Source organism: Christiangramia aquimixticola, assembly GCF_048285835.1.
GTDB classification, from domain to species: Bacteria; Bacteroidota; Bacteroidia; order Flavobacteriales; family Flavobacteriaceae; genus Christiangramia; species Christiangramia aquimixticola.
This window is the reverse complement of the sequence record NZ_JBLVTL010000001.1, coordinates 252,827-276,528: the sequence shown is the minus strand read 5'-3', so window position 1 is coordinate 276,528 and position 23,702 is coordinate 252,827. Positions and strand designations below refer to the sequence as shown.

The window sequence follows — 23,702 nt, the reverse complement described above, 5'->3', positions numbered from 1 at the left end:
ACCTTCAGATCTTAAGATCACTGAGCTTAAAAACTCCAATAACAGTGTTCTGCAAATTCTTAATTATGGTGCGACCATTTTTAATTTTAAAATGCGGAATAAACATGGAAATTTGATCAGTTTAATAGTGGGGCCGAATGATGCTGCGGAATATCTAAAGGACAGCTATAAGGAAGATAATAAATGTTTCGGGGCGACTATAGGTAGATTCGCCGGTCGAATATCCAAAGGAAAATTCAGCCTTGAGGGCAAAGATTATGATCTTCATGAAAATATTACCGGGGCGAATCTTCACGGCGGAAAATCTGGTTTTCAAACCCGCTTATGGGAAATAGGAGAGGTGACTTCTGGCGAAGATCCGTCTGTTATGCTTACTTATATAAGTGAAGACATGGAAGAAGGTTTTCCCGGAAGGCTGAAGGTTGAGGTGACTTATACCTTAACTGAAGATGATAAAATTCTGGTAAGCTATAAAGCCAGAACCGATAAAACCACGATCGTAAATCTTACCAATCACAGCTATTTTAACCTTAACGGTGGCGGTAGTGTAAGTGATCATTTTTTACAGGTAAACGCATCAAAAATACTGGAACTCGATGAAAATAATCTGCCCACGGGAAATCTCACCAAATTAAAGGAAAATGCGAAAGATTACCGCCAAAGCAAGATTCTGGGTAACAGAGAGCTGGACGATGTCTTTGTCCTGGATGTAATGGAGGAAGAGGTACCGGCCCAGTTATTTGCCCCATTAACCGGCATCAAACTTCGGGTAAGTAGCAATCAGCCTGTAATCGTGGTTTATTCCCCGGAAAGTCTGCCAGAAAATGTTCAATATCATTCAGAGATAGATGAAAGTTTCCCGGCTGTGGCCATAGAAGCACAGAATTATCCCGATGCGCCTAATTTTAGAAACTTTCCTTCAAGTATTCTGGAACCCGGAGAAGTCTATGAAAACAACATTGTTTTTGCCTTTTCTGTCAAATAATAATTCTATATTTAACCGAAATTTTAAGAAAAGATTATGATTGGAATTTTATCCTTTGTAGGGTTTACCGCCCTTGTAGCTATTATTGCATATTTTGCAACCAGGTCTACAGACGAAACAACCAGCGATGGTTATTTTCTGGGGGGTAGAAGTCTAACCGCCGGCGTAATTGCAGGTTCTGTGCTACTTACCAACCTTTCTACAGAACAGATCGTTGGTTTAAACGGTTCAGCTTATACAGAAGGTATTCTGGTGATGGCCTGGGAAACTCTGGCAGCTCTGGCCATTGTGATCACTGCCTTATTTTTACTTCCAAGATATCTGAAAGGTGGGTTAACCACAGTCCCACAATTTCTGGAAAAACGTTTCGACAGGACAACCAAGTCCATAGTTTCCGCCTTGTTCCTTTCAGGATACATGATCATTTTTCTTCCTATCGTCCTTTATTCAGGAAGTTTAGCGATTAGTACCATGTTCGATATCCCGGGGTTGCTTGGGGTTAGCCATACGGCATCTATTTGGATCTGTGTATGGGGGATAGGTATAATTGGTTCTATTTACGCGATTTTTGGCGGACTTAAAGCTGTTGCTGTTTCAGATACTATTAATGCCATTGGTTTATTAATAGGAGGGCTTATGATTCCGGTATTTGGATTGATGGCCATTGGAGACGGGGACATGATGACCGGTCTTACAACGCTAGTAGACAGCAATCCGGAAAAATTTGATTCTATTGGTGGTCCGGATGCTTCGGTACCATTTTCAACCATATTTACAGGGATGATGCTGGTTCAGCTTTTTTACTGGGGAACCAATCAGGCGATCATCCAACGTGCGCTTGCCGCCAAGAACCTTAAAGAGGGGCAAAAAGGTTTAATGCTAGCTGCCTTTATTAAAATATTAGGACCAATTATCGTGGTACTTCCGGGGATCATTGCATGGCATATGTTCCAGGGAGATCTTGAAAATGCAGATCAGGCTTATCCGGCTTTAGTAAATGCAGTATTGCCACCGGTATTGGTTGGATTCTTTGCTGCAGTATTATTCGGAGCGATCCTTAGTTCCTTTAACTCTGCGCTGAACAGTTCAGTAACTCTTTTCGGGGTAGATATTTACAAGCATCATTTTAATAAGGACGCTTCAGAAAAAGAAGTGGTTAGAAAAGGAAAGACATTTGGAATTTTTATCGCCATAGCCTCTATGTTTATCGCTCCGCTAATAGCCAATGCCCCTCAGGGATTATTTGGTTATTTACAGGAAGTGAACGGAGCTTACAGTATTCCAATTCTTACCATTGTAGTGGTGGGATATTTAACTAAAAAGATTCCTGCGATTGCTGCCAAGGTGGCCCTTTTTAGTGGGGTAGGACTTTATCTGGTATATCTTGGTCTAAAATATTTCGTAGTAGGCGAAGATGCACTTCCTCACTATTTACATGTAATGGCCATACTATTTGTCATGAATATCGCCATCATGTTTATAATTGGAAAAATCAAGCCAAGAACTTCAGATTTTGTACTGGAGCACACCAAACAGGTGGATATTAGCCCATGGAAATATGTGTTGCCTGTTGGGATCGCAATTTGCGTGATGGTAGTATTCGTTTACGTTTACTTCGCTCAGTAAATAATTAAAAACATATGTAGAACCTGTGAATATGGTAAAGTTTGACTTACCTATTCACAGGTTTTTTTGTTTAATTATTTGATTTTTGAGAAGTAGATTCCCTGTGAATTATAGAAGTTTCATTTTATATTCTATAGGAGCTTCACCCGGTTCCGGGTTCATGATTGTCGTAAGGCTTTTGGTAACAGTACTCGCAGAAATATCGGGAATTTCTGCAAGCTTTTGTTGGTATCCCTGGTTTCTATAAGCGGATCTTATTGTTTCGAATAATGTATTTCTGAAAGTTCATTAAGACGATTTGCTGCCTCTTCGGCCGTAATATCACGTTGCGGTCCGGCAAACATTTCATATCCCACCATGAATTTCTTTACAGTTGCTGATCGAAGCAGCGGTGGATAAAAGCTCATATGAAAATGCCACTCTGGATACTCTTTCCCATCGGTTGGGGATTGATGAATTCCTGAAGAATAAGGAAAAGAAGTTTCAAACAGATTATCGTATTTAATGGTCAATTTCTTTATGATCTCTGCATAGGCGATCTCCTCGCTTTCAGTTAATTCTCCAATATGGCGAATGTGTCTTTTAGGGATGATCATGGCTTCAAAAGGCCATACCGCCCAATAGGGGACCAGCGATACAAAATGTTCATTTTCATCCAGAATTCGCTCCCCGGTTTTTAATTCCTGTTCCAGATAAGCACCTAATAAACTGGTTATATGCTCATCCCAATATTCTTTGAACTTCTGAGACTTTTTAAGTATTTCTGTTGGGATTGAAGATTGAGACCAGATCTGCCCATGAGGATGCGGATTACTACAGCCCATGATCGCGCCTTTATTCTCAAAGATCTGAACATAGTTGATGCCATCCAGACCACCGAGTTCAGCAAATTCTTTTTTCCACATTTTTACCACCCTGGTAATATCTTCTACTTCCATTAAAGGAAGCGTAAGGGAATGATCCGGTGAAAAGCAAACCACTTTGCAAATTCCTCTTTCACTTTCTGCTTTTAGAAGGCCTTCATTAAAGTCAATTTCAGGTGAATCTGGAAGAAGGCTGGAGAAGTCATTTCTAAATGTGTAGGGCTCGGTATAATTGGGGTTAGTGTCGCCACTGGCTCTGTTATTACCCGGGCACAAATAACAGGAAGCATCATAAGCAGTTTTTTCTTCCGTTTTATTCTCTTCGGTTTTTCCCTGCCAGGGGCGTTTGGTTCGGTGAGGAGAAACCAGGATCCATTCGCCGGTTAAAATATTATATCTGCGATGAGGAGTGGTATTGAGCTTAATGTTCATGCTAAAGATCTTTTTGAGATAATGGTTCCTTCTCCGGGAGATACGTTAATTGTATCCAGCTTAATTCCGAATTTTTCAAAATACGCTTTTGAAACTTCGGCGATATAGGGATCAATTTCGTTTTCTTCAATCAAATTGATAGTGCAGCCACCAAAACCACCGCCCATCATTCTGGAGCCATAAATAAAATCTTTGTCCCGGGAAAATTCAACCAGAAAATCCAGTTCCGGACAACTAACCTCATAATTTTGTTGCAAACCCTCGTGCGACTTGTACATCAATTGCCCAAAATTTCTAAGGTTACCGGATCGTAAAGCTTCCGCAGCCTTCTTAACCCTTTTATTTTCGTTTAATACATACAAACAACGCTGGTATATCTTTGGTTCTAAAACCTGTTGATACTTTTCCAAAACAGCGAAATCTATATCTCTAAGGGAATTTACCTTAGGCAAATCCTTTTTAATGATCTCTACGGCCATTTCACATTCCTCTCTGCGATTATTATAATCACTGTTGGCCAGGTTATGCGAGACATTGGTATTTAAAAGCAACAATTTGCAGTTCCCAAAATGTGCGGGAATAAATTCGAAATCCAGATTTTGACAATCAAGCAAACCTATATGGCCTTTTTTACTCATAACCGAGGAGAACTGATCCATAATACCACATTGATTACCTACAAAGTTGTTTTCTGCCCGTTGCGATAACCTAACGATATCCATTTTAGACAAGCCAAGATTAAATAGACTGTTTAGACCTGAGGCAATGCCACACTCCAGAGCGGCTGAGGAGCTTATTCCTGCTCCAACAGGTAATTCGCTTTCAATGATACAGTCGAAACCATTTAAGTCGCAGCCAAGCGCTTTTAATTCGTTTACGACTCCCAGAACATAATCTTCCCAGCCGGAAGTTTTTTCGAAAGTCTTATCAAGTGAAAATTCAAAACCTGTATTATAAGTAGTGCTAAAGATGCGACAGAGGTCGCTTGTAGAATTTTTTTGAAATTGCAAATAGATCTTTTTATCGATAGCAGTAGGCATCGCAAACCCTCCATTATAATCTGTATGTTCCCCGATCAAATTGATCCTACCGGGGGATTCTACATTTATTTGAGTTCCAATGTCCCCTGAAATTGAAGGTTTGGTAGCTAAAGACCTATTATTTGCCAAGACTTGTTTAATTTTGAATAGTTCAAAGATAATAAATGTAAAAAATACATTCATTGTTATTCCGACATATTTTTAAATATATATCTTTATAAAAATTCAGTATTGCATGGCTCCAGAAACGGTCGACCTATATCAAATAAAGGAGAAAATGTATGTTGCTACAGATTGCATCATTTTCGGTTTTCACCAGTCTAAACTCAAACTTTTGGTATTTAAGCGGAAGGTCTCTCCATTGGAGGGTGAATGGTCTTTAATAGGGAGTTTTGTAAGACTGGATGAAGATCTGGACATTGCCGGGCAACGGGTTTTAAAGGAGACCACAGGGCTTGAAAATGTTTTTATGCAACAACTTAGAACCTATGGGAAAAAGGATCGTGATCCCGGGTACCGCTGTATCTCCGTTGCTCAATATGCCTTGATAAGAATTGATGATTATAGCGAAGAACTTGTGGAAAAGCATGGCGCAAAATGGTATGAAATTGGTGATTTACCGGAGCTAATCCTTGATCATAATCAAATGGTGCAGGATGCCCTGGAACAACTAAAGCAAAATGCCAGGTACAAGCCAATAGGATTTGAACTTCTTCCGGAAAAATTTACCATTCCCCAGCTTCAGGCCTTATATGAGGCTATTTATCAACGGGAACTGGATGCCAGAAACTTCAGAAAAAAAGTACTGTCCTTGAATGTTCTGGAAAAACTGGACGAGAAAGATAAGTCCTCGAGTAAACGAGGAGCTTTCCTCTATAAATTCAATTATGAGAATTACCAAAATCTCCTAACTGCGGGTTATAACTTTGAATTCTCCTGAAGATCAGTCTGAAATAAAAGAAAATAATAATGGTAAATTTTACATTTATTATTATTTTTAGAAAAATTTATTTCAATGGCTGATAAAATAAACAGGAGGAAACTCATCAAAAATTTGGGACTCGGGGCTGGACTTATTAGTTTGCCGGGTGCCTCACAAATTTTGGCTTCTAATTTCAGGGAAGTTTCTCCTAAAAATTCAGGAAACCGGATAAATCATTCCGTTTGTCGCTGGTGCTATGAAGATATTCCCCTTGAGAAATTTGCGAAAGCCTGTCGGGAAATGGGAATTCAAGCCATTGATCTTTTAAAACCTTCTGAATGGGATACCATTGAAAAACATGGCCTCATCTGTTCTATGGCTACCGATGATTTTGCCAGTTTAACCAAAGGATTTAACGACTGCCGGAATCATCAGCAGTTGCAAAGTGCTTATAAAGGTCTTATTGAAAAGGCTGCTGCCCATAATATTCAAAACGTTATTTGTTTTTCCGGAAACCGGAACGGGATGGACGATGAAACGGGTTTAAATAATTGCGTTGAGGGTCTAACTCCGCTTGTTAAATATGCGCAGGAAAGAAATGTTACTTTGGTCATGGAGCTGTTAAACAGTAAAGTTGATCACGCCGACTATATGTGTGATAATACCCAATGGGGTGTTGAACTTGCAAAAAGGCTTGATAGCCCAAACTTTAAACTACTTTATGATATTTATCACATGCAAATCATGGAAGGTGATGTGATAAGAACAATTAAGGAGAACCATCAGTATATTACCCATTATCATACCGGAGGGAATCCCGGGAGAAATGAGATCAATCATACTCAGGAACTTTATTATCCGGCTATAATGAATGCCATTGCCAAGACCGGATTCAAAGGTTTTGTGGCCCAGGAATTCATACCTACTTATAAGGACAAACTTTCAGCCCTTAAAGAAGCGATGGAGATCTGCGATATTTAATAATACCCTTTCGATTAAAATTTATGAGATTCAATTTAAAATTCAGCCTGTTATTAATGGCTTTGGTCTTTTTAGTGCCAGATCTAATGAGTCAGGATGTTCAGCAGTCAGATGTATATGTAGATGGTGATGGCATTATGCGCTGGGGACATAACGATATGGAAGTTCATGGTTTCGGAGTAAATTATTCAGCACCTTTTGCTCATGCTTTTAGATCTGCCAAAAAGAGAGGCCTTGATATAAAGAAAGAGATTGACCGGGATATTTATCATTTTACCAGACTTGGTTTCGATCTGTACCGGCTGCACGTTTGGGATACAGAAATTAGTGATGAGAAAGGTAATTTGATCCAGAATGAAAATCTTGAAACTTTCGATTATCTAATTCAGCAGTTAAAGGAGAGGGATATCAATTTTGTGATCACTCCCATTGCCTATTGGGGGAATGGCTGGCCGGAGCCTGATGAGGACACCCCGGGCTTCTCCAATAAATACGGAAAGGAAAACAGCCTTACCAATCCTGAAGCCATAAAAGCTCAGCAAAATTATCTCACCCAGTTTATGGAACATGTAAATCCATTTACCGGCGTGGCTTATAAAAATGAGCCTAATATTATTGCAATCGAGGTTAGTAATGAACCACATCACCGGGGAACTCCCAAAGAGGTAAAGCGTTTTATCAATAAAATGGTGGCAGCGATCAGAAAAACTGGTACTAAAAAGCCGGTTTTTTATAATGTTAGCCATAGCATACAGCTCGCAGAGACTTATTTTGATTCTAATATTCAGGGAGGAACTTTTCAATGGTATCCCACCGGGCTCGGATTTCAGCAGGAGTTAGAAGGAAATCTTTTGCCCAATGTGAATGATTACGATATTCCTTTTGAAGAAGTGATCAAAAAGAATAATGCTGCAAAACTGGTTTATGAGTTTGATGCGGCAGATGTGAACAAAGCCTATATGTATCCGGCCATGGCAAGAAGTTTTAGGGAAGCCGGGATCCAGATCGCCACTCACTTTGCGTACGATCCAACATTCCTGGCTTACGCTAATACCGAGTATAATACGCATTATATGAATTTGAATTATATTCCGCATAAGGCGCTGGCACTCATGATCGCATCAGAGATTTTTCATAATGTAGAGTTGGGAGAAGATCAGGGGGTCTATCCAGAAAATCTGGAATTCGGAGATTTTAAGATCGCTTATGAAGGAGATATAGCTACCTATAATTCCGGAAAAAAGTTCATCTACACTAATACTAATTCCATAGAGCCTAAATCTCCTGGAACTATAGAGGAAATTGCCGGTCATGGAAATTCCAGGCTTGTTGCTTATAACGGGAAAGGAGCTTATTTTCTGGATAAACTTGAGAACGGAGTGTGGCGACTTGAAGTAATGCCAGATCCTATTCTTATTGATAATCCTTTTGGCGCGAACAGCCTGGATAAAACTGTGGCCGTGATTAAATGGGCAGAAAATAAAATGAATATTGATCTTAAGGATCTTGGCGGGAATTTTCAGATTATAGGATTAAATGAAGGTAATCAAAATACTGCGGAAGCCACTGAAGGAAGTTTTCCGGTTCGTCCGGGAGCTTATTTGCTTACTGCACCCAATAAGGAAGTAGATATTCAGAATCTTTCAAATAAATTGGGTGTTGATTTAAGAGGTTTCGAAGCACAGACTGAAACAGTAGATAAAACCTATTTGGTTCACAAACCGGTTACAGCATTAACTGCAGGAAATAATATCGAACTCAATGCGACTTTGGTTTCTAATGAGAATATTGAAAAAGTGGAAGTCTGGTTTCAAAACGCTAATACTTATAATTCAGTTGAATTGATGGCTTCCGGTAATTATGATTATTCAGCTCAGGTTCCGCAAGAACTTTTAACCGAAGGGATTCTGAAGTATCGCATTATCGTGACAACCTCGAATGGGAAATTTACTTTTCCTGAAGGAGTACAAGGCAGTCCGGACGATTGGGATTTCCATTCTTCTGAAACTTTTAGTATAAGGATTTATTCTGAAAATTCACCTATCTATCTTTTTAGTGCTTCAAAAGATTCAGATAAAGTGGTACGTTCATGGTCGCCGGGGAATAAGATTATCCCGGTTAATGATACTGAAGATGAATTTCAGATACATTTAGAACAGCTATTTACCAAAGACCCTGAAAATTTAAATGCCAGGCCAGTTTATGACTATTCCTTCCGGTATAATTTCGCTGATAAAACAAAAGGAATAGATTTTTCGGATAAAAAGAAATTGGTGCTTAAAGCCAGGAATCTACAAAACGAAACCGGGAAATTACAGGTTGCTCTGGTCATGAAAAACGGTGCATCTTTTGGGAAAGTGGTAGAATTAACTCCGGAGATTAAGGAAATTGAAATCAAAATAGAAGACCTGCTGCCAGTTAAAACTGTAACCCTGCCCAGACCATATCCCGGCTTTTTACCGTACTACTTTGAACATTCATATAATGGAGCTCTCGATCTGGATCTTAATCAGGTTGAAAGTGTTCAATTTTCTATAGGCCCGGGAATAGAGCAGGAAAAGCTTCAGCAGTCACACAGTATTGGGATAAGAAGTTTAAGACTTGAATAAACTGTTTTCACGTTTTAAAACTAGAGTGGGGGGACAGGAGGTAGATATCAGGTCCTGCTCTCTAAACATAAAAAAAGGTCCTGCAATTTGCAGGACCTTTTATATTTAAAGAAAGTTGATTATTAACCACATTTAGAAGAACCACAGTCCTTACAGGTCAAACATCCTTCCTGGTAAATCAGGTTTGAAGAATTACAGTTACTACACTTTTCCTTCTTGGCAACCGTACCATCAGCGATATAACGTTTTAAGGCTCTTACCACTCCGTTTTTCCAGGTGTTGATAGATTCACTATCCAGTTGTAAACTGTTGATAAGGTCTACCACATTATCGATGGACATTCCATGGCGCAGCGTGCTGGAAATCAATTTCGCATAGTTCCAGAACTCAGGGTTGAATTTATGAGAAAGTCCTTCAATAGTTGTTTTATATCCTCTTTTGTTCTCGTACTGGAAATCATATCTTGAAGTACCATCGCTATTTCTGGCTTTTATGATATAACCTTCAGTCACCCAACGAGGGATAAGAATTCCTTCTTCATCATCGGCGAAACCGGTAAAGATCTCATAAGGTCGGCCGTCTACTAAACCAATAAAGGCGATCCATTTGTCTTTGTTATTCTGGAATCTAACCACATCTGCAGTGAGCGTATCCGGTCTTTTAAGCGGGAAGTTCCCGGCAGTTTGCTCAGTTTCTTCTTCTTTTTTCTCATCGTTGGAAATAAGTACTCCGGAACGGGAACCGTCTCTGTAAACCGTTACTCCTTTACAACCAGCTTCCCATGCTTCCAGGTATAGTTTTCCAACAAGTTCTTCATTAACATCATTTGGAAGGTTAATGGTAACACTTATAGAGTGGTCTATCCATTTTTGAACGGCTCCCTGCATTTTCACTTTGCTTAGCCAATCCACATCGTTAGAAGTAGCCTGATAGTAAGGTGAAAGTTTTACAAGTTTGTCCAGTTCTTCGTTGGAATAGTTCTTAGTGGTATCATGTCCTTTGGCTTTCATCCACTCTTTGAAACGGTGGTGGAAAACCACATATTCTTCCCATGAATCTCCAACTTCATCCACGAAATCTACTCTCGCTTCTTTATCGTTTGGATTTACTTTTCTTCTTCTTTTATATACAGGAAGGAAAACCGGTTCGATTCCGGAAGTTGTTTGAGTCATCAAACTCGTAGTACCCGTAGGCGCGATGGTAAGCAAAGCGATATTTCTACGGCCGTATTCCAGCATGTCATAATAAAGCTTTTCATCTGCTTCCTTAAGTCTAAGGATAAACGGATTATTTTTTTCTCTTTCTGAATCGAAAATTGCAAAAGCTCCTCTTTCCTTAGCAGTATCTACCGAAGCACGGTAAGCTGCCAATGCGATTTGCTTATGAATATCTACAGAAAAATCAATTCCTTCTTTACTACCATATCTAATCCCTAATCCTGCAAGCATATCACCTTCCGCAGTGATCCCAATTCCGGTTCTCCGTCCTTCTTTAGCTTTGGTACGTATGTTTAACCATAGATTTTTCTCTACAGCCTTGATCTCTTCATTTTCCGGATCGGCATCGATCTTAGCGATAATGTTGTCGATCTTTTCAAGTTCAAGATCAATAATATCATCCATGATCCTTTGAGCCGCACCTACATGTTTTCTGAAAAGTTCAAAATTGAAATGTGCATTGTCTGTAAAAGCTTCCTCTACATAGCTAAAAAGGTTGATGGCTAATAGTCGGCAGGAATCATAAGGACAAAGCGGGATCTCTCCACAAGGGTTGGTAGAAACCGTTTTGTATCCAAGGTCTGCATAGCAATCTGGTACAGATTCATTAATAACGGTATCCCAGAATAAAATCCCGGGTTCTGCCGATTTCCATGCATTGTGAACGATCTTCTTCCAAAGTTTTTCAGCCTCAATGTCTTTTGAGAACTTAGGCTGAGAAGAGAAGATCGGGTATTTTTGAGTATAAGTAGAATTATTCCTAACCGCTCTCATAAATTCATCATCGATCCTAACCGAAACATTGGCGCCTGTAACTTTCCCCTGTTCCATTTTAGCATCGATAAAATCTTCAGCATCCGGGTGGTTGATAGAAACCGAAAGCATAAGGGCTCCACGACGACCATCCTGAGCAACCTCTCTGGTAGAGTTTGAATAACGTTCCATAAAAGGTACGACTCCGGTTGAGGTTAATGCTGAGTTCTTTACAGCTGAACCTTTAGGACGTATGTGAGACAGATCGTGACCTACACCACCTCGTCTTTTCATCAATTGTACCTGCTCCTGGTCAATTTTCATAATCCCACCATACGAATCTGAATTCCCATCATTTCCAATTACAAAACAGTTGGAAAGAGATCCTACCTGATAAGGATTACCAATCCCGGCCATTGGACTTCCCTGTGGTACTATATATTTAAAATCTTTGATAAGATCGAAAACTTCATCCTCACTCATTGGGTTTGGATATTTCTTTTCGACTCTCGCGATTTCTTTTGCGATACGCCTGTGCATATCATTAGGGGTAAGTTCATAAATATTCCCATCAGAATCTTTCAGGGCATATTTATTAACCCACACTCTTGCGGCAAGGTCATCGCCTTTAAAATATTTAAGAGAAGCTTCAAAAGCCTGTTCCTGGGTAAAAGTTTTCGGAACGACTGGTTTTTCTTGTACAGGCATACAAATGAGATTTTTAGGTTAGAGTTATGTTATTTAAGAGGGATAAAACTAAACAAAGTTTTGAGACAATTAACAAAACCTTTAGAAAAAGTTATCAAGGAAAAGTTGTTAATAGGCTTTAAAACAAATGATTAGAAATTTACTAACAATAAAAAGTTGACAAATAATGAAAACTAATATTTTCATCATTTGCAATAGTGTTTTTGAACAAAACCCGTGAAAACAGAAGAGGAATAGATATAAAATGCTCAATTTTTTACCTAAATCGATCATATATTCTATCAAATGAAAAAAAATAGGCCGGTCAATTTGACCGGCCTTTCTTGAATTAACACCTACGAAAATCCAAAATTAAATTGTATCTAATCTATTATGTGGTTTTAAATGTATAGGTAACACTCGTAGAAGAATTTGTACCATCACTTGTAATAACCTTCCAGTAATAAACGGTATTGGAATTTACATTAATTTCCATACTTGTAGCAGTAATATTTTTCCATTCTGCCGGAGGGGTTTGAGATCCGTCCACGCTATCTGCGAATAGGGTGTAAGTCACCGTATCTCCATCCGGATCCTGAACATTTTCCCATTGAAGGGTCACCTTTCCATTTTCTGGAGTTACTGTCGCTCCCGGAGTAGGATATACCGCTGAAGCCGGAAAAGGAGCAAAGTTGGATTCTCCATCACCTGAAAGGTAAAACTTCCAGGTATCTGAACTTGTATTTACGGCTCCTGAATTTCTGGATATAACCTTCCAGGAATACGGATGGCCTCTCTCTAAGGTAACTTCTGTTGCAGTATCTGTAATTCCGGTTTTTGAAATATTTTCCTGAGTGTCTAAATTGGTGATCTCAAGAGCATAGCTGGTAGTTTCGGTTGAAGCATCCCAGTTAAAATCTACGCTTGCAGAGTTGCCTGAAATATTCCCCTGTTCACATTCTTTATTGTTTTCAGGAAGATTTAATCCTGCTTTTCCGGGTGCATTTACTGTAGGCTCCGGGTTAGGAGTGGTATCTGGTGCAGGTTCACTGTCGCAGGATGCAAGAAACTGTGATCCTATTATTAAAAAAGCTAATAACTTTCTCATCTTATTCTTTAATTACTTTAAATGTTCTGTCTACTGTAGGTCCGTTTAAACGTACCATATATAATCCTGAACTTCTGTGATTCACATCCAGTTCAATAACTCTGTTGGCAGGAACTTTTTCCATTTTTCGGGATAGAAGATTTCCGGTGCTGTTGAAAATTTCCACCTTAACTTCTGTGTCAAATCCTGAAACATACACCTGAAGATATCCCTGAGTAGGGTTAGGCGCGTATTCAATTTCTTCACTCACAAAAATTTCCTCAAAATAACTTCCCTGGCAGTCCAGAGCTGTTTTAACTTCAATCCTGTTCAAACCTGTGTGAAGATCAAGAGTTATTTCATTTTGAGTGGTGGAGATTTGGTTGCCGTTAAGGATCACAAAATACTCCTTTGCTCCATTCATTTTTAAGGTCACCTGATCTCTGTTCTGGTTAACCACAGAATAGGTACTTAAATTTTGTGGTTCAGTAATACCTATTGAAAAGCACTGTTCAAAATCATCTTCTCCCACAACCGTAAAACAAACATCGTAAGTCCCTGTTTCCAGCCCCTGGAAAATATCAGTATAACTATTAGCTGAATTTAGTTGGATGGAATTCTGTCCATCTATGGAAACAACATATTCATAATCTGTAATATTCGCGCTTACATTAACGGCTCCGTTGGCTTCACCATTACAGCTTGCGCCAATTGCTTCTACGCTGAATGCATCTGCCGGTAAGTGAAAAACTGTACAGCCTTCCACATTTACTCTGTCTCCAACCGGGGTGTTGGGGCATTTATCATTAGCGTCTGAAACTCCGTCTTCATCTGCATCCGGAAAATTGTTGTTAGGGAACAATTCCGAAACTTCATCGGCGAAGATGTGCCATTCTCCCGGGGCCAAGGTTAACGACGTTACCTTAGTAGTAATATTCTTCTTTTTGTTATTGTTAAAAAGGTCATACCACGCTCCGGTAACTTGAAATTCCACATCTACAGTAATGGTTTCAACACCAAAGTTTCCAACTATAAGCATTTTAGATATGTCTCCTTCATTCACAGAAGCCTCTGATAAATGAATGGTTTTTAAACCATTTGCATTATCTGCATCAGTCGTAAAATCTGAAGTATTAAAAATTGGCTCTGTGGTCTTTAATGCGATAAGTTTGGAATAATCATTATAAAGGGCTTTCCTTTCAGCATCCTGAAAATATTCCCATTTAATTGGTTTATTTCCAATCCTTCCGTTGTAATCTATAGAATAATCATATCCCAGTTCTCCAAATTGCCATAACATTTTAGGGCCGGGAACTGTAAAAAAGAATGCCGCATTCATGCTCATTCGGTCTAAAGCCGTAGAAAGTGATTTTACAGAATAGTCTCCTGAAGCATTTCCATACTGAAGCGCTTTGTACATAAGGCGCTCTTCATCATGACTCTCCATGTAAACAATATTCTGTGGTTCTACCCAACCGCGTTTTTTATAAGAAGCCCATTCAAAATTGGATTTGTTACTGTTATTATAACCCATGATGGCTTCTCCATAAGAACCCGTCATATTTGCCCATAACATGATTCCTTTTCCTTCATCAAGCCTGTAATTTGCCCATTCGGTTTCTTCCTGATTTCCGCCAAGGTGTTCAAAAATCACATAAGACTCATCATCAACTTCCCACTGAAAATCTGCATATTTCTTTAGAACAGCCACACGGTCTGCCTGATAGGAACCGGTACAACCTTCGTCATTTGCAGTACAATTCTGGGTAAATCCTTTGGTAAGATCCCAACGGAAGCCGTCAAATTTAAATTCCTCGATCCAGTATTGAACAATTCGCTTTACATAAGCCTGAGTTCCTGCCGACTGATGGTTGAAATCATTGAAAACGTTATAAGAATGTTTAGGAGACTGGTTAAAGAATGGGCTATCTGCAGATGCAGTTCCATTGGTTTCTCCACCGGTTGTATTGTATAGTCTAAAGTATGGATTCTGCCCGGTAGCATGATTAAATACGATATCAGCAATTACTGCTATCCCTCTCTGGTGACTTTCATCGATTAGAGTTTTAAGCATTTCCGGCGAACCGTAATATTTATCTGTCGCCATGTGGAAAGATGGGTTATAACCCCAGCTTTCGTTACCATCAAATTCGTTAACCGGCATTAGCTCAATGGCATTAACTCCAAGAGATTCCAGATAATCTAATCTATCGATAAGTGCCTGGTAAGAGTGATCTTCATCGAAATCTCTTAATAACAATTCGTAGATCACCAGGTCTTCTTTGGCTGGTTTTACAAAAGCCGAATCTCCCCAGTTATAAGTTGAAGTTTTCGTCTGGAACCAGGTAACGGCATTGGTTGTTTTGCCATACGGGTAATCCGGGATATTAGCAAAGGTTTCATCTGTAATAAACTGGTCATTCCATGGATCCAGGATCAAATGTGAATAGGGATCGGCTATATCTATAGAGTAATCAACTTTGTACTGATAAAGTATATCGCTGTTAGCCGGTAGATTGTTCAGTTCGATCCAAAATCTGTCTTTCGCGGCATCGTAATTCATTAAATAATCATTGGAAATTTCCCAGTTGTACAGGGAACCAATCCAGTGTACTACCTGCTTGTTTGGAGCATAAAGTACAAAAGTAGCTTTGGAAGGGTTATTAGGATTATAATTGATCCCGTCCTTCATTCCTGCAGGTAATGCTTTTTGCGGAACAGTGGCCATTGGGGCCGCATAAAATACAACAGACTGAGTGTCTGAATTTGCGATCGCTTTTAATTCAATAGTACTATAATCGCTTAAGTTTAGGGAGTATGTATAATTTTTGGACTGCGCAGAGGTAGAGTTTACCAAAGTCCCGTTAACATACAGTTCAAATTTTGCATCGATATTCGAGCTTGCCGAAATCTCCAATGCTTCATTGTTTTGTAGCAGGGTAAAATTTGAAGTAGGTTTATTAAGGGTGAGATCAAAAGTCCCTACATCAAATACAAAATCCTGTGTTTTTTTATCGCCACTGCCATCTTTGGCTTTGACTAAAAATCCAATTTTTGTAAGACCGGTGCGGCCAAAAAACTCGGATACTTTAAAGGAGATGGTTAATTTTCCATTCTCTTTTTGAAGCTTGTGCTCATCTTTTGAGTTATTCCAGCTTCCATTATTTGGAGCATCCTGTTGCACATTTGCACTGTTGTAGCTCCATGCCCATAGGTAGGCATCATTAACATCCCATTGGTTGAGGTCAATATCAGAAAAGGTAAGGGTGATGGTGTCGTCTTCGCCAAAAGGATCTGGAGAAACTACCACACTGGCTTGTTGTTCCTGGGCTACAGCACCCTGAATTAGTCCCAGGGTCAAGCTCCATAGAAACAGTAACTTATAAATTTTCATTTTAACTCAGGTTTAAAAAAAAGGGGCTATTTAGAATAGCCCCTTTAAAAATAACTAATTCTTAATTTTTAGTCAATGTATAAGTATACATTCTTGGATTGCTAAGATCTAAAGTGATCGTGTAGTTTCCGTCTTCAGGAACACTAATGTTCTCTCCATTGAATTCCATTGTTCCATCTGCACCAGTATCTCCAATGTTTAGAGCCCACTCATCATTAGCTCTGAATTTGATTCCATTATCTGGAGCATCCTGCTTAGTAAGATCTAAAGTTACACTCCAGATTTTAGTAGCCGGATCGTAAGTCATGTCTGTATCTGAATCCCATCCTGTTGGAGTAGCATTTCCAATTACACCCCAGTTAGTTTCTTTTAAAGAGTAGGTAAGTGCCTCAGTATTGGCCTTAACATAAAAGTAACCACCTGTACCATCTGGAGTACCAGCGTTTACTTCACCGTCCTGCTTAAGCGTTTCAGTATAAGATCCGTCAGAATCTCCGGCATCACCGTAATCTCCATCCCATCCTGTGTTGGTTGGAAGGAATTTATACATTGGCTGGTCAACATTCATGTAAATGAAACCTTCGTAATCTGTTTTACCTTCAGCTGAAGCAGCAAGAGGTACACCAGCTTCAGGACTCCAGTCTGCATCATATCCACTTGCAGTTGCGAAGTTTCCAGTAACGTAGATCATTGGAAGAGCCGCTGGTCCTTCTTCTACCGTTTCAGGAAGAACAACCGTAATAGACATTACTTCAGAAGTAGTGTTTAAACCATTGCTTCCATCAGTCCCTGCGTAAGCACGAACTCTGAAGAAAATTTCTCCTGTATTTGGCATATCAGTATCCGGATCGTTATCCAATCCAGCAGCAGTAGCCAAAGCCATCATCTGGCTAACCTTAACAGCCATGTTGTTTTCTCCTGTAGTTCCAATGATATCGAAAGTAGAGAATCCAGCTTCAGATGAACCCTGAAGTTCGTAAGTTATGGTTGTTGGAGCATCAAAATCAACTTCATTCCAAACAAATCTTTCCGCAATGTTTCCGGAAGTTTGAGAGGTTAGGGTATAAGACTCTGCAGTTGCGTTAAGGAACATGATCCCGTCTACATCTGGCTGCGCAACGAATACCACATCATCGTCATGTTCGCAGGAAGTGAATCCTACAAATGCTATTATCGTTAATAAGAAAATTGAAAACTTTTTCATTTTTAATCTATTGTTATATTAATATCCTGGATTTTGTTTCAAATTGGTGTTCACTCCAAGGTCTGAAGCCGGAATTGGCATTAGATCCCTGAAAGATTCGGTAGTTGTTCCCTGAGGTACTCCACCTTTAAATGGCCATACACCTCTGTCTGAGAATTGTCCGAATCTAATAAGGTCAGTTCTTCTGTGAGCTTCCCAGTATAATTCTCTTGCTCTTTCGCTTAAGATTAGATCAAGAGTAAGATCACCTGAAGAAATGTTCTCAGAATCATCTCCAAAAGCACGCTCTCTAAGAAGGTTTACATAAGCTAAAGCATCTGCTTCGCTTCCGCCACCACCTCTAAGTACAGCTTCAGCATACATTAGGTAAGCATCTGCCAAACGGAACATTGGGAAATCTGTATCTGGGAAATCACCTGTAGGATCTGATCCTGCATTACCGTTTACATCTACATTCTTGAATTTGGTAACAGCGTACCCATCGTTAAAGTTAGAGATGTTTACGATCTCCTTAGTTTGACCTTTAGTAAAGAACATTGCTCTTTCGTCCTGAACATCTTCGATTGGATCGTCGTTGTTATCAAGGAATTTGTTAACCAAAGCAGAAGTGGTTCTAAGACCAGCCCATCCACCGTTGATTCCAAAATCGTCCGGTTCCATATCTCCACCTACAGCAGCATGAATAATAAACGTCATTCCACCATACGCCTGAGTGTTTAACCCATCAAAAGTAATAGGGAAGATGATCTCATTTTGAGCTCCGTTAGAGTCATTATCTGCAAGGAATAATTTCTGGTAATCATCTACAAGGCTGAAGTTAGAGTTGATCACTTTGTTAGTGTAAGTGATAACCTCGCTATATCTGCCTGTACCGGTATACTTTTCAGCATTCAGGTATAATTTAGCCAGTAGCATCCATACTGCAGCCTGGTCTGCACGACCATATTCATTGGTTCCTGCAGCGGTAATTTTTCCTTCAATGTCAAGTAATTCACTTTCGATATAAGAAAATAGCTCAGGGCTGGAAATTTGCTCCGGAAGGAAAGCTCCAACTTCGTCCTCTTCAGTTACGAAAGGAGGGTTTCCATAAAGATCAAGTGCATGCCAGTAACTTAAAGCTCTTAAAAATCTTGCTTCAGCTCTGTAATTTTCGATCTCAGCTTTTAAACTGCTGTCTACACCACGAGCATCAAGCTTAGAAGCTTCAGTTTGTCTCAAGAACTCGTTTGACTGAGCTATTTGATACATCACACGAGAATACATGGTTCTAATGAACTCATTTCCTGAAGTCCAGTTCTGGTTGTGAAGGTCTTTAATAGTACCATCATTCCAACCAATTACAGCTTCTTCAGTAGTTAGTTCCTGTAATTTCCAGTATAAACGAAGGTATTGAGAGAAACCTTCGTCCAGTCCGGAAAGATCCGGATTTCCGGCAGGACCATCCTGACCACTAATCGCCAGACCTGCATATAACTTAGCAAGGAATTGCTTGTAAGCCGCCGGGTTTTCGAAGGCTGAAGCAGCCGTTTCAGTATTATCCTCAGGCTTAAGATCCAGTTCGCTTTCACATGACCATAAAATAGCCATCCCAAAAAGAACAAGGAATGTTGTCTTAATTCTATTAAACATAATTGTATTAATTTTTCTGTTTTTCATTAAAATGCAAAGTTCAATCCTAGTACAAATCTTCTGGATCTTGGGTAGAAATTGTTATCTATCCCTCCAAAAACTTCAGGATCAAGTCCTTCGTAATCTGTAATGGTTAGTACATTGCTTGCCGTCAAAGAGGCTCTGAAATCTACTTTCTCACCAGGGATCGAATATCCAATACTAACATTGTCAAGCTTTACGAAATCTGCAGCTTCCAGGTAGTAATCTGAGAAGAACTGGCTATCGATAAATCCTGAATCCAATACATTTGAATTGAAGTTGGAGTAGTAATTAGAAGGAGTGTTTGTTCCCGATTCTACAAATCCGTTGGCAGATTGAGTGTTGTTATAGATGTAATTTCCAAAGCTTCCTCTAAAAGTAAAGCTGAAATCGAAATTCTTATAGTTCATTGTATTGGTTAATCCCATAAAGTAATCTGGAGTAGCCTTTTTGTAAGGCTGTCTGTCAGACTCCGTGATCTGGTTGTCACCATTAACATCTACATAAGCACCTTCGATTGGCTGTCCTGCCTCGTTGTAAACCTGTCTGAAAACAAAGAAGGTAGTTGGATCATAACCTTCTTTCCAAAGCTGGATGTTGTTACCAACTCCACCGCTAATTCCTCCCTGAGGAATAAAGAAGTTTGGATCGTCACCAAGGGTTAACTGAGTAATTTCAAGTTCCTGGAAAGCGATGTTATATCCAAGTGTCCAGTTGAAATCTTCAGATCTTACAATGTCTCCGCTAAGTCCAACTTCAATACCTCTACTTACCGTAGTCCCCACGTTTGTAAGCAACTGGTCTGAAAGGTTTGCACCTGCTGGTACAGGAACTGTAGCGATAAGATCTTCAGTTTCACGGTAATAAGCATCAACAGATCCACTTAGCCTGTTGCTGAAAAATCCGAAATCAATACCGGCATTATAGTTAATAAGACTTTCCCATTTAAGGTTCTCGTCATATTCTTCTGGTCTTAAAGTAGAAACGAAAGTGTTTCCAAACTGGTATGAAGCACCACCCTGGCTAGGAGTATATAATCCTAAGTAACCATAGTTAGCACCAATTTCATAGTTTCCTGTTTCACCATATCCACCACGAATTTTAAGTTTGGATACGATTTTAGAATCTTCAAGGAATGCTTCGTTATGCAATTTCCATCCAATAGAAGCAGCCGGGAAATAACCCCATCTGTTTTGCGGAGCAACTCTTGAAGAACCATCGGCTCTAATACTTGCCGAAATCAGGTATTTATCGTTAATGTCAAAACTTGCTCTGGCGAAATAAGACTCCAGAGAGTTACGGTTAACGTTTACCGGGAAATCTACCGTACGGTCCTGCTCAGTTCCAAATACATCTGAATATGAGAAGAATTCCTGGTAAGAGTGACCAGCTGTAAGATCTACTTCAGTAGCAAGGAAATCAACTTCCTTCTGGTAGTTAAGATATGTATCTAACAACAGGTTTCTGTTGAAGTTATCATATTTCGTAAACTGATCGATATTCGTTGTATTCGAAGCAGCGATTAACGGAGTGAATTTATCTCCTCTTGCTTCAGCATAATCAAAACCAGCATTAACAACTGCTTTCAATTCCGGAAGGAAATGAAATTTATATTCAGCGTTAAGGTTGGTAATAGATCGCTTGGTTTGGTTGTTATCTGTAGTTTGCTCTAACAGGGCAACCGGGTTTCTTATAGCAAGGTTTTGCTGAGTAACTCTACCACCGCTTACACGTGAAAATTCGAAAAATCCTCCAAAAGGAAGCGAATCATCATATATAGCCTGTGTAGGATCCATAGCAACAGCTGCTCCAATAGCACCTTGATTTGCGAACTTGTTCTTATCCAGACTGTTCTTAGAAGTAAGGGTAAGTTTTAGTTTATTATCAAAAAGATCCTGATTCAATGAAATATTGAATGCATTTCTTTCATAATAATCACCGGTTAGTACTCCGGTTTCGGCTGTTTGGTTAAAATTCAGTCGGTAGTAAAAATCACCTTTTCCCTGAGTAGCCGTAAGGTTGTGGATTGCTCCTACAGAAGTTTGATAGATTTGATCCTGCCAGTCTGTATTCGCAGTTCCTAATAAAGAAGGATCTGTTCCAGGTGTGTTGGTTATAAGGTTTCTGAATTCATCAGCGCTTAAAACATTCACTTTATCGTTAATGTTACCTATTGATGTCTTTACATCGTAAGTGAACTGGAACGGAGTGTCTTTCTTACCTTTTTTGGTAGTAATCAAAATTACACCGTTTGAAGCTCTAGATCCATAGATAGAAGTTGCAGCAGCATCTTTTAATACTGTGAAATCTTCGATCTCGTTGGGGTTAATAGAGTTTAAGGCGTTTCTTGATCCTGAAACACCACGTTGGTCCAAAGGCACACCATCAACTACGATAAGCGGGTCATTAGATGCCGAAAGAGAAGAACCACCTCGAATACGAATGGTACCTCCCTGTCCTGGAGCACCACCACCGGGGGTTACCTGAACTCCGGCAGATTTACCTGCAATAAGTTGTTCCGGAGCAACAACTGCTCCCTGGTTGAACTGCTCTGAAGATATTTTCTCCACAGCTCCAGTTGCATCCTGCTCTGAGGTTGCACCATAACCAATTAATACAACTTCATCTAAAGAAGCCGCATCTTCATCTAAAAGGACATCTATAGTAGATTGTCCCTGATAAGGGATCTCCTGACTTACAAATCCTAAAAAGGAAAAAATCAGAACATCTTCATTAGCTACATTCTGAATGGTATAATTACCATCAAAATCTGTAGTGGTACCATTTGAGGTACCTTTAACTATTACGTTCACACCTGGAAGAGGTAAGCCTGTAGCATTTTCGCTAACATTACCACTAACGGTGTTTTGGGCAAAAAAGCTCATTGGTAGCATAAACAGCAAAAACAATGTGCTTTTAATTAAAGTTCTCATAAATTTTCGATTGGGTTTTGAATAAAAATTAACCTATACTTTTACTTCCTGCGGTTAAATGTATGTAATTTCTAAGGTTGAATTTTGGGAAAGTCCGTATTCAGGGTTGCGAAAACGTTTTCGTGTTGAAAACTTTTTGTAGTTAAGGAATTGATAATTAAAATGTGGTAAGTTTGTGACATCAAAATTTACACCCGGTGTAAACGAAGAATTCCATAATACAATGAAGCCTAAACTTACCCTAAAGAACATTGCCAAAGAATTAGATGTATCTATTTCTACTGTTTCAAAAGCTCTTCGCGACAGTCCCGAAATTGGTGAAGAAACACGCGCAAAAATCAAGGCTTTTGCTAAGCATTACAATTACAAACCAAATAACATTGCGCTTAGTCTTAAGAATAGAAAGACCAAAACCATAGGGATCATCATTCCGGAGATCGTACATCACTTTTTTACTACGGTGATTAGCGGAGTGGAAAAAGTTGCCAATGAGATGGGATATAATGTGTTGGTATGCCTGTCTGACAACTCTTTTGATAAAGAAGTCCTTAATATGGAGATGCTTGCTAATGGCAGTACCGATGGATTTATTCTTTCGCTGGCCAAGGAAACCATGCAAAAAGGGGATTATCATCATTTGGTTGAAGTTATCAATCAGGGAATGCCGGTTGTTTTATTTGACCGGGTAGTGGAAGATATTTCCTGTGATAAGGTTATAATTGACGATGTAAGCGGTGCCCGTAAAGCAGTACAGCATTTAATAGATACCGGTTGTAAGCGTATAGGGTTATTAACTACTGTGGATTATGTAAGTGTGGGAAAATTGAGAACCCACGGATATAAACAGGCACTGGCAGATAATAATTATCCTATAAATGAAGATCTCATTCTTAAAATAGAGGAGATGGAGGATAGCGAGCTGCAGATCAAAGAGTTTTTAGAGGAGCAGAATGTGGACGGGATCTTCGCCGTGAACGAACATTTTGCGATCTCTGCGGTTAAAACAGTTCAGGATCAGGGTAAAAAAGTGCCGGACGATGTCTCAGTAATTGGGTTCACAGATGGAGAACTTTCCCGACTGTTTATTCCCAGTTTAACCACGGTAAGTCAGCATGGAACAAGGATAGGTGAGGAATCTGCCCGCTTATTAATAGAGAAACTGGAACGCACTCCATCCCCGGACGATTACTATAAAACCATCCTCGTGGAAACAGAGCTGGTGGTCCGAAATTCAACAAAATCAAAGATTTAATCGGTTCATTTTAAAAAATCTATATATTTGCCGTAGTTGAAATTTATCAAAACTTATATTTTTACTT

14 protein-coding genes are annotated in these 23,702 nt (G+C 39.4%); 6 read left to right on the top strand and 8 right to left on the bottom strand.

The window, feature by feature from the left end:
• Both ACNKXV_RS01145 and ACNKXV_RS01140 read left to right on the top strand, forming a co-directional pair.
• Nucleotides 1-985 (top strand): aldose epimerase family protein (locus tag ACNKXV_RS01145; protein WP_417905865.1); only part of this gene is annotated, 985 nt, incomplete at its 5' end.
• Between the two features lie 36 nt (nt 986-1,021).
• Nucleotides 1,022-2,611 (top strand): solute:sodium symporter family transporter, encoded by a 1,590-nt coding sequence (locus tag ACNKXV_RS01140; protein ID WP_417905864.1) that lies wholly within the window; start codon nt 1,022-1,024, stop codon nt 2,609-2,611.
• A 254-nt stretch (nt 2,612-2,865) separates the two neighbouring features.
• Here the strand turns inward: ACNKXV_RS01140 and ACNKXV_RS01135 are convergent, their stop codons facing one another.
• A complete protein-coding gene (locus ACNKXV_RS01135) occupies nt 2,866-3,906 on the bottom strand; it encodes a UDP-glucose--hexose-1-phosphate uridylyltransferase (protein WP_417905863.1) in 1,041 nt (346 codons plus the stop codon).
• Complete coding sequence (galK, locus tag ACNKXV_RS01130; RefSeq protein ID WP_417905862.1) at nt 3,903-5,075, bottom strand: galactokinase; 1,173 nt, start codon at nt 5,073-5,075, stop codon at nt 3,903-3,905. Before galK ends, ACNKXV_RS01135 begins: the two co-directional genes overlap by 4 nt.
• A 106-nt stretch (nt 5,076-5,181) precedes the next feature.
• Between galK and ACNKXV_RS01125 the strand changes: the two genes are divergently transcribed.
• The 3 genes from ACNKXV_RS01125 to ACNKXV_RS01115 all read left to right on the top strand — a co-directional run bounded on the left by ACNKXV_RS01125 (nt 5,182) and on the right by ACNKXV_RS01115 (nt 9,458).
• The gene (locus tag ACNKXV_RS01125; RefSeq protein WP_417905861.1) at nt 5,182-5,886 is read left to right on the top strand and encodes an NUDIX hydrolase; all 705 of its coding nucleotides are present in this window, start codon (nt 5,182-5,184) and stop codon (nt 5,884-5,886) included.
• A 75-nt stretch (nt 5,887-5,961) separates the two neighbouring features.
• Nucleotides 5,962-6,849, top strand: coding sequence for a hydroxypyruvate isomerase family protein (locus ACNKXV_RS01120; protein WP_417905860.1), 888 nt, complete (start codon nt 5,962-5,964; stop codon nt 6,847-6,849).
• 23 nt (nt 6,850-6,872) lie between these two features.
• Nucleotides 6,873-9,458 (top strand): cellulase family glycosylhydrolase, encoded by a 2,586-nt coding sequence (locus tag ACNKXV_RS01115; protein WP_417905859.1) that lies wholly within the window; start codon nt 6,873-6,875, stop codon nt 9,456-9,458.
• Nucleotides 9,459-9,580: 122 nt separating this feature from the next.
• Here the strand turns inward: ACNKXV_RS01115 and ACNKXV_RS01110 are convergent, their stop codons facing one another.
• From ACNKXV_RS01110 to ACNKXV_RS01085, 6 genes are all read right to left on the bottom strand, one after another.
• Nucleotides 9,581-12,136, bottom strand: coding sequence for an adenosylcobalamin-dependent ribonucleoside-diphosphate reductase (locus ACNKXV_RS01110; protein ID WP_417905858.1), 2,556 nt, complete (start codon nt 12,134-12,136; stop codon nt 9,581-9,583).
• A gap of 370 nt (nt 12,137-12,506) precedes the next feature.
• On the bottom strand, nt 12,507-13,223 hold the full coding sequence (locus ACNKXV_RS01105; RefSeq protein WP_417905857.1) for a hypothetical protein: 717 nt from the start codon (nt 13,221-13,223) through the stop codon (nt 12,507-12,509).
• A 1-nt stretch (nt 13,224) separates the two neighbouring features.
• Nucleotides 13,225-16,596 carry an alpha-amylase family glycosyl hydrolase gene (locus ACNKXV_RS01100; RefSeq protein WP_417905856.1) on the bottom strand — a complete coding sequence of 1,124 codons (3,372 nt, stop codon included), beginning with the start codon at nt 16,594-16,596 and terminating at the stop codon, nt 13,225-13,227.
• A 61-nt stretch (nt 16,597-16,657) separates the two neighbouring features.
• Nucleotides 16,658-17,800, bottom strand: a complete 1,143-nt coding sequence (locus tag ACNKXV_RS01095; RefSeq protein ID WP_417905855.1) for a SusE domain-containing protein — start codon at nt 17,798-17,800, stop codon at nt 16,658-16,660.
• 18 nt (nt 17,801-17,818) lie between these two features.
• Entirely contained in the window at nt 17,819-19,429 is a 1,611-nt protein-coding gene (locus ACNKXV_RS01090) for a RagB/SusD family nutrient uptake outer membrane protein (protein WP_417905854.1), read from the bottom strand.
• A 26-nt stretch (nt 19,430-19,455) separates the two neighbouring features.
• On the bottom strand, nt 19,456-22,383 hold the full coding sequence (locus ACNKXV_RS01085) for a SusC/RagA family TonB-linked outer membrane protein (RefSeq protein WP_417905853.1): 2,928 nt from the start codon (nt 22,381-22,383) through the stop codon (nt 19,456-19,458).
• A 223-nt stretch (nt 22,384-22,606) separates the two neighbouring features.
• On the opposite strand from ACNKXV_RS01085, the gene ACNKXV_RS01080 reads away from it, so the two are divergent.
• A complete protein-coding gene (locus ACNKXV_RS01080) occupies nt 22,607-23,635 on the top strand; it encodes a LacI family DNA-binding transcriptional regulator (RefSeq protein ID WP_417906334.1) in 1,029 nt (342 codons plus the stop codon).
• Nucleotides 23,636-23,702 lie beyond the last annotated feature (67 nt).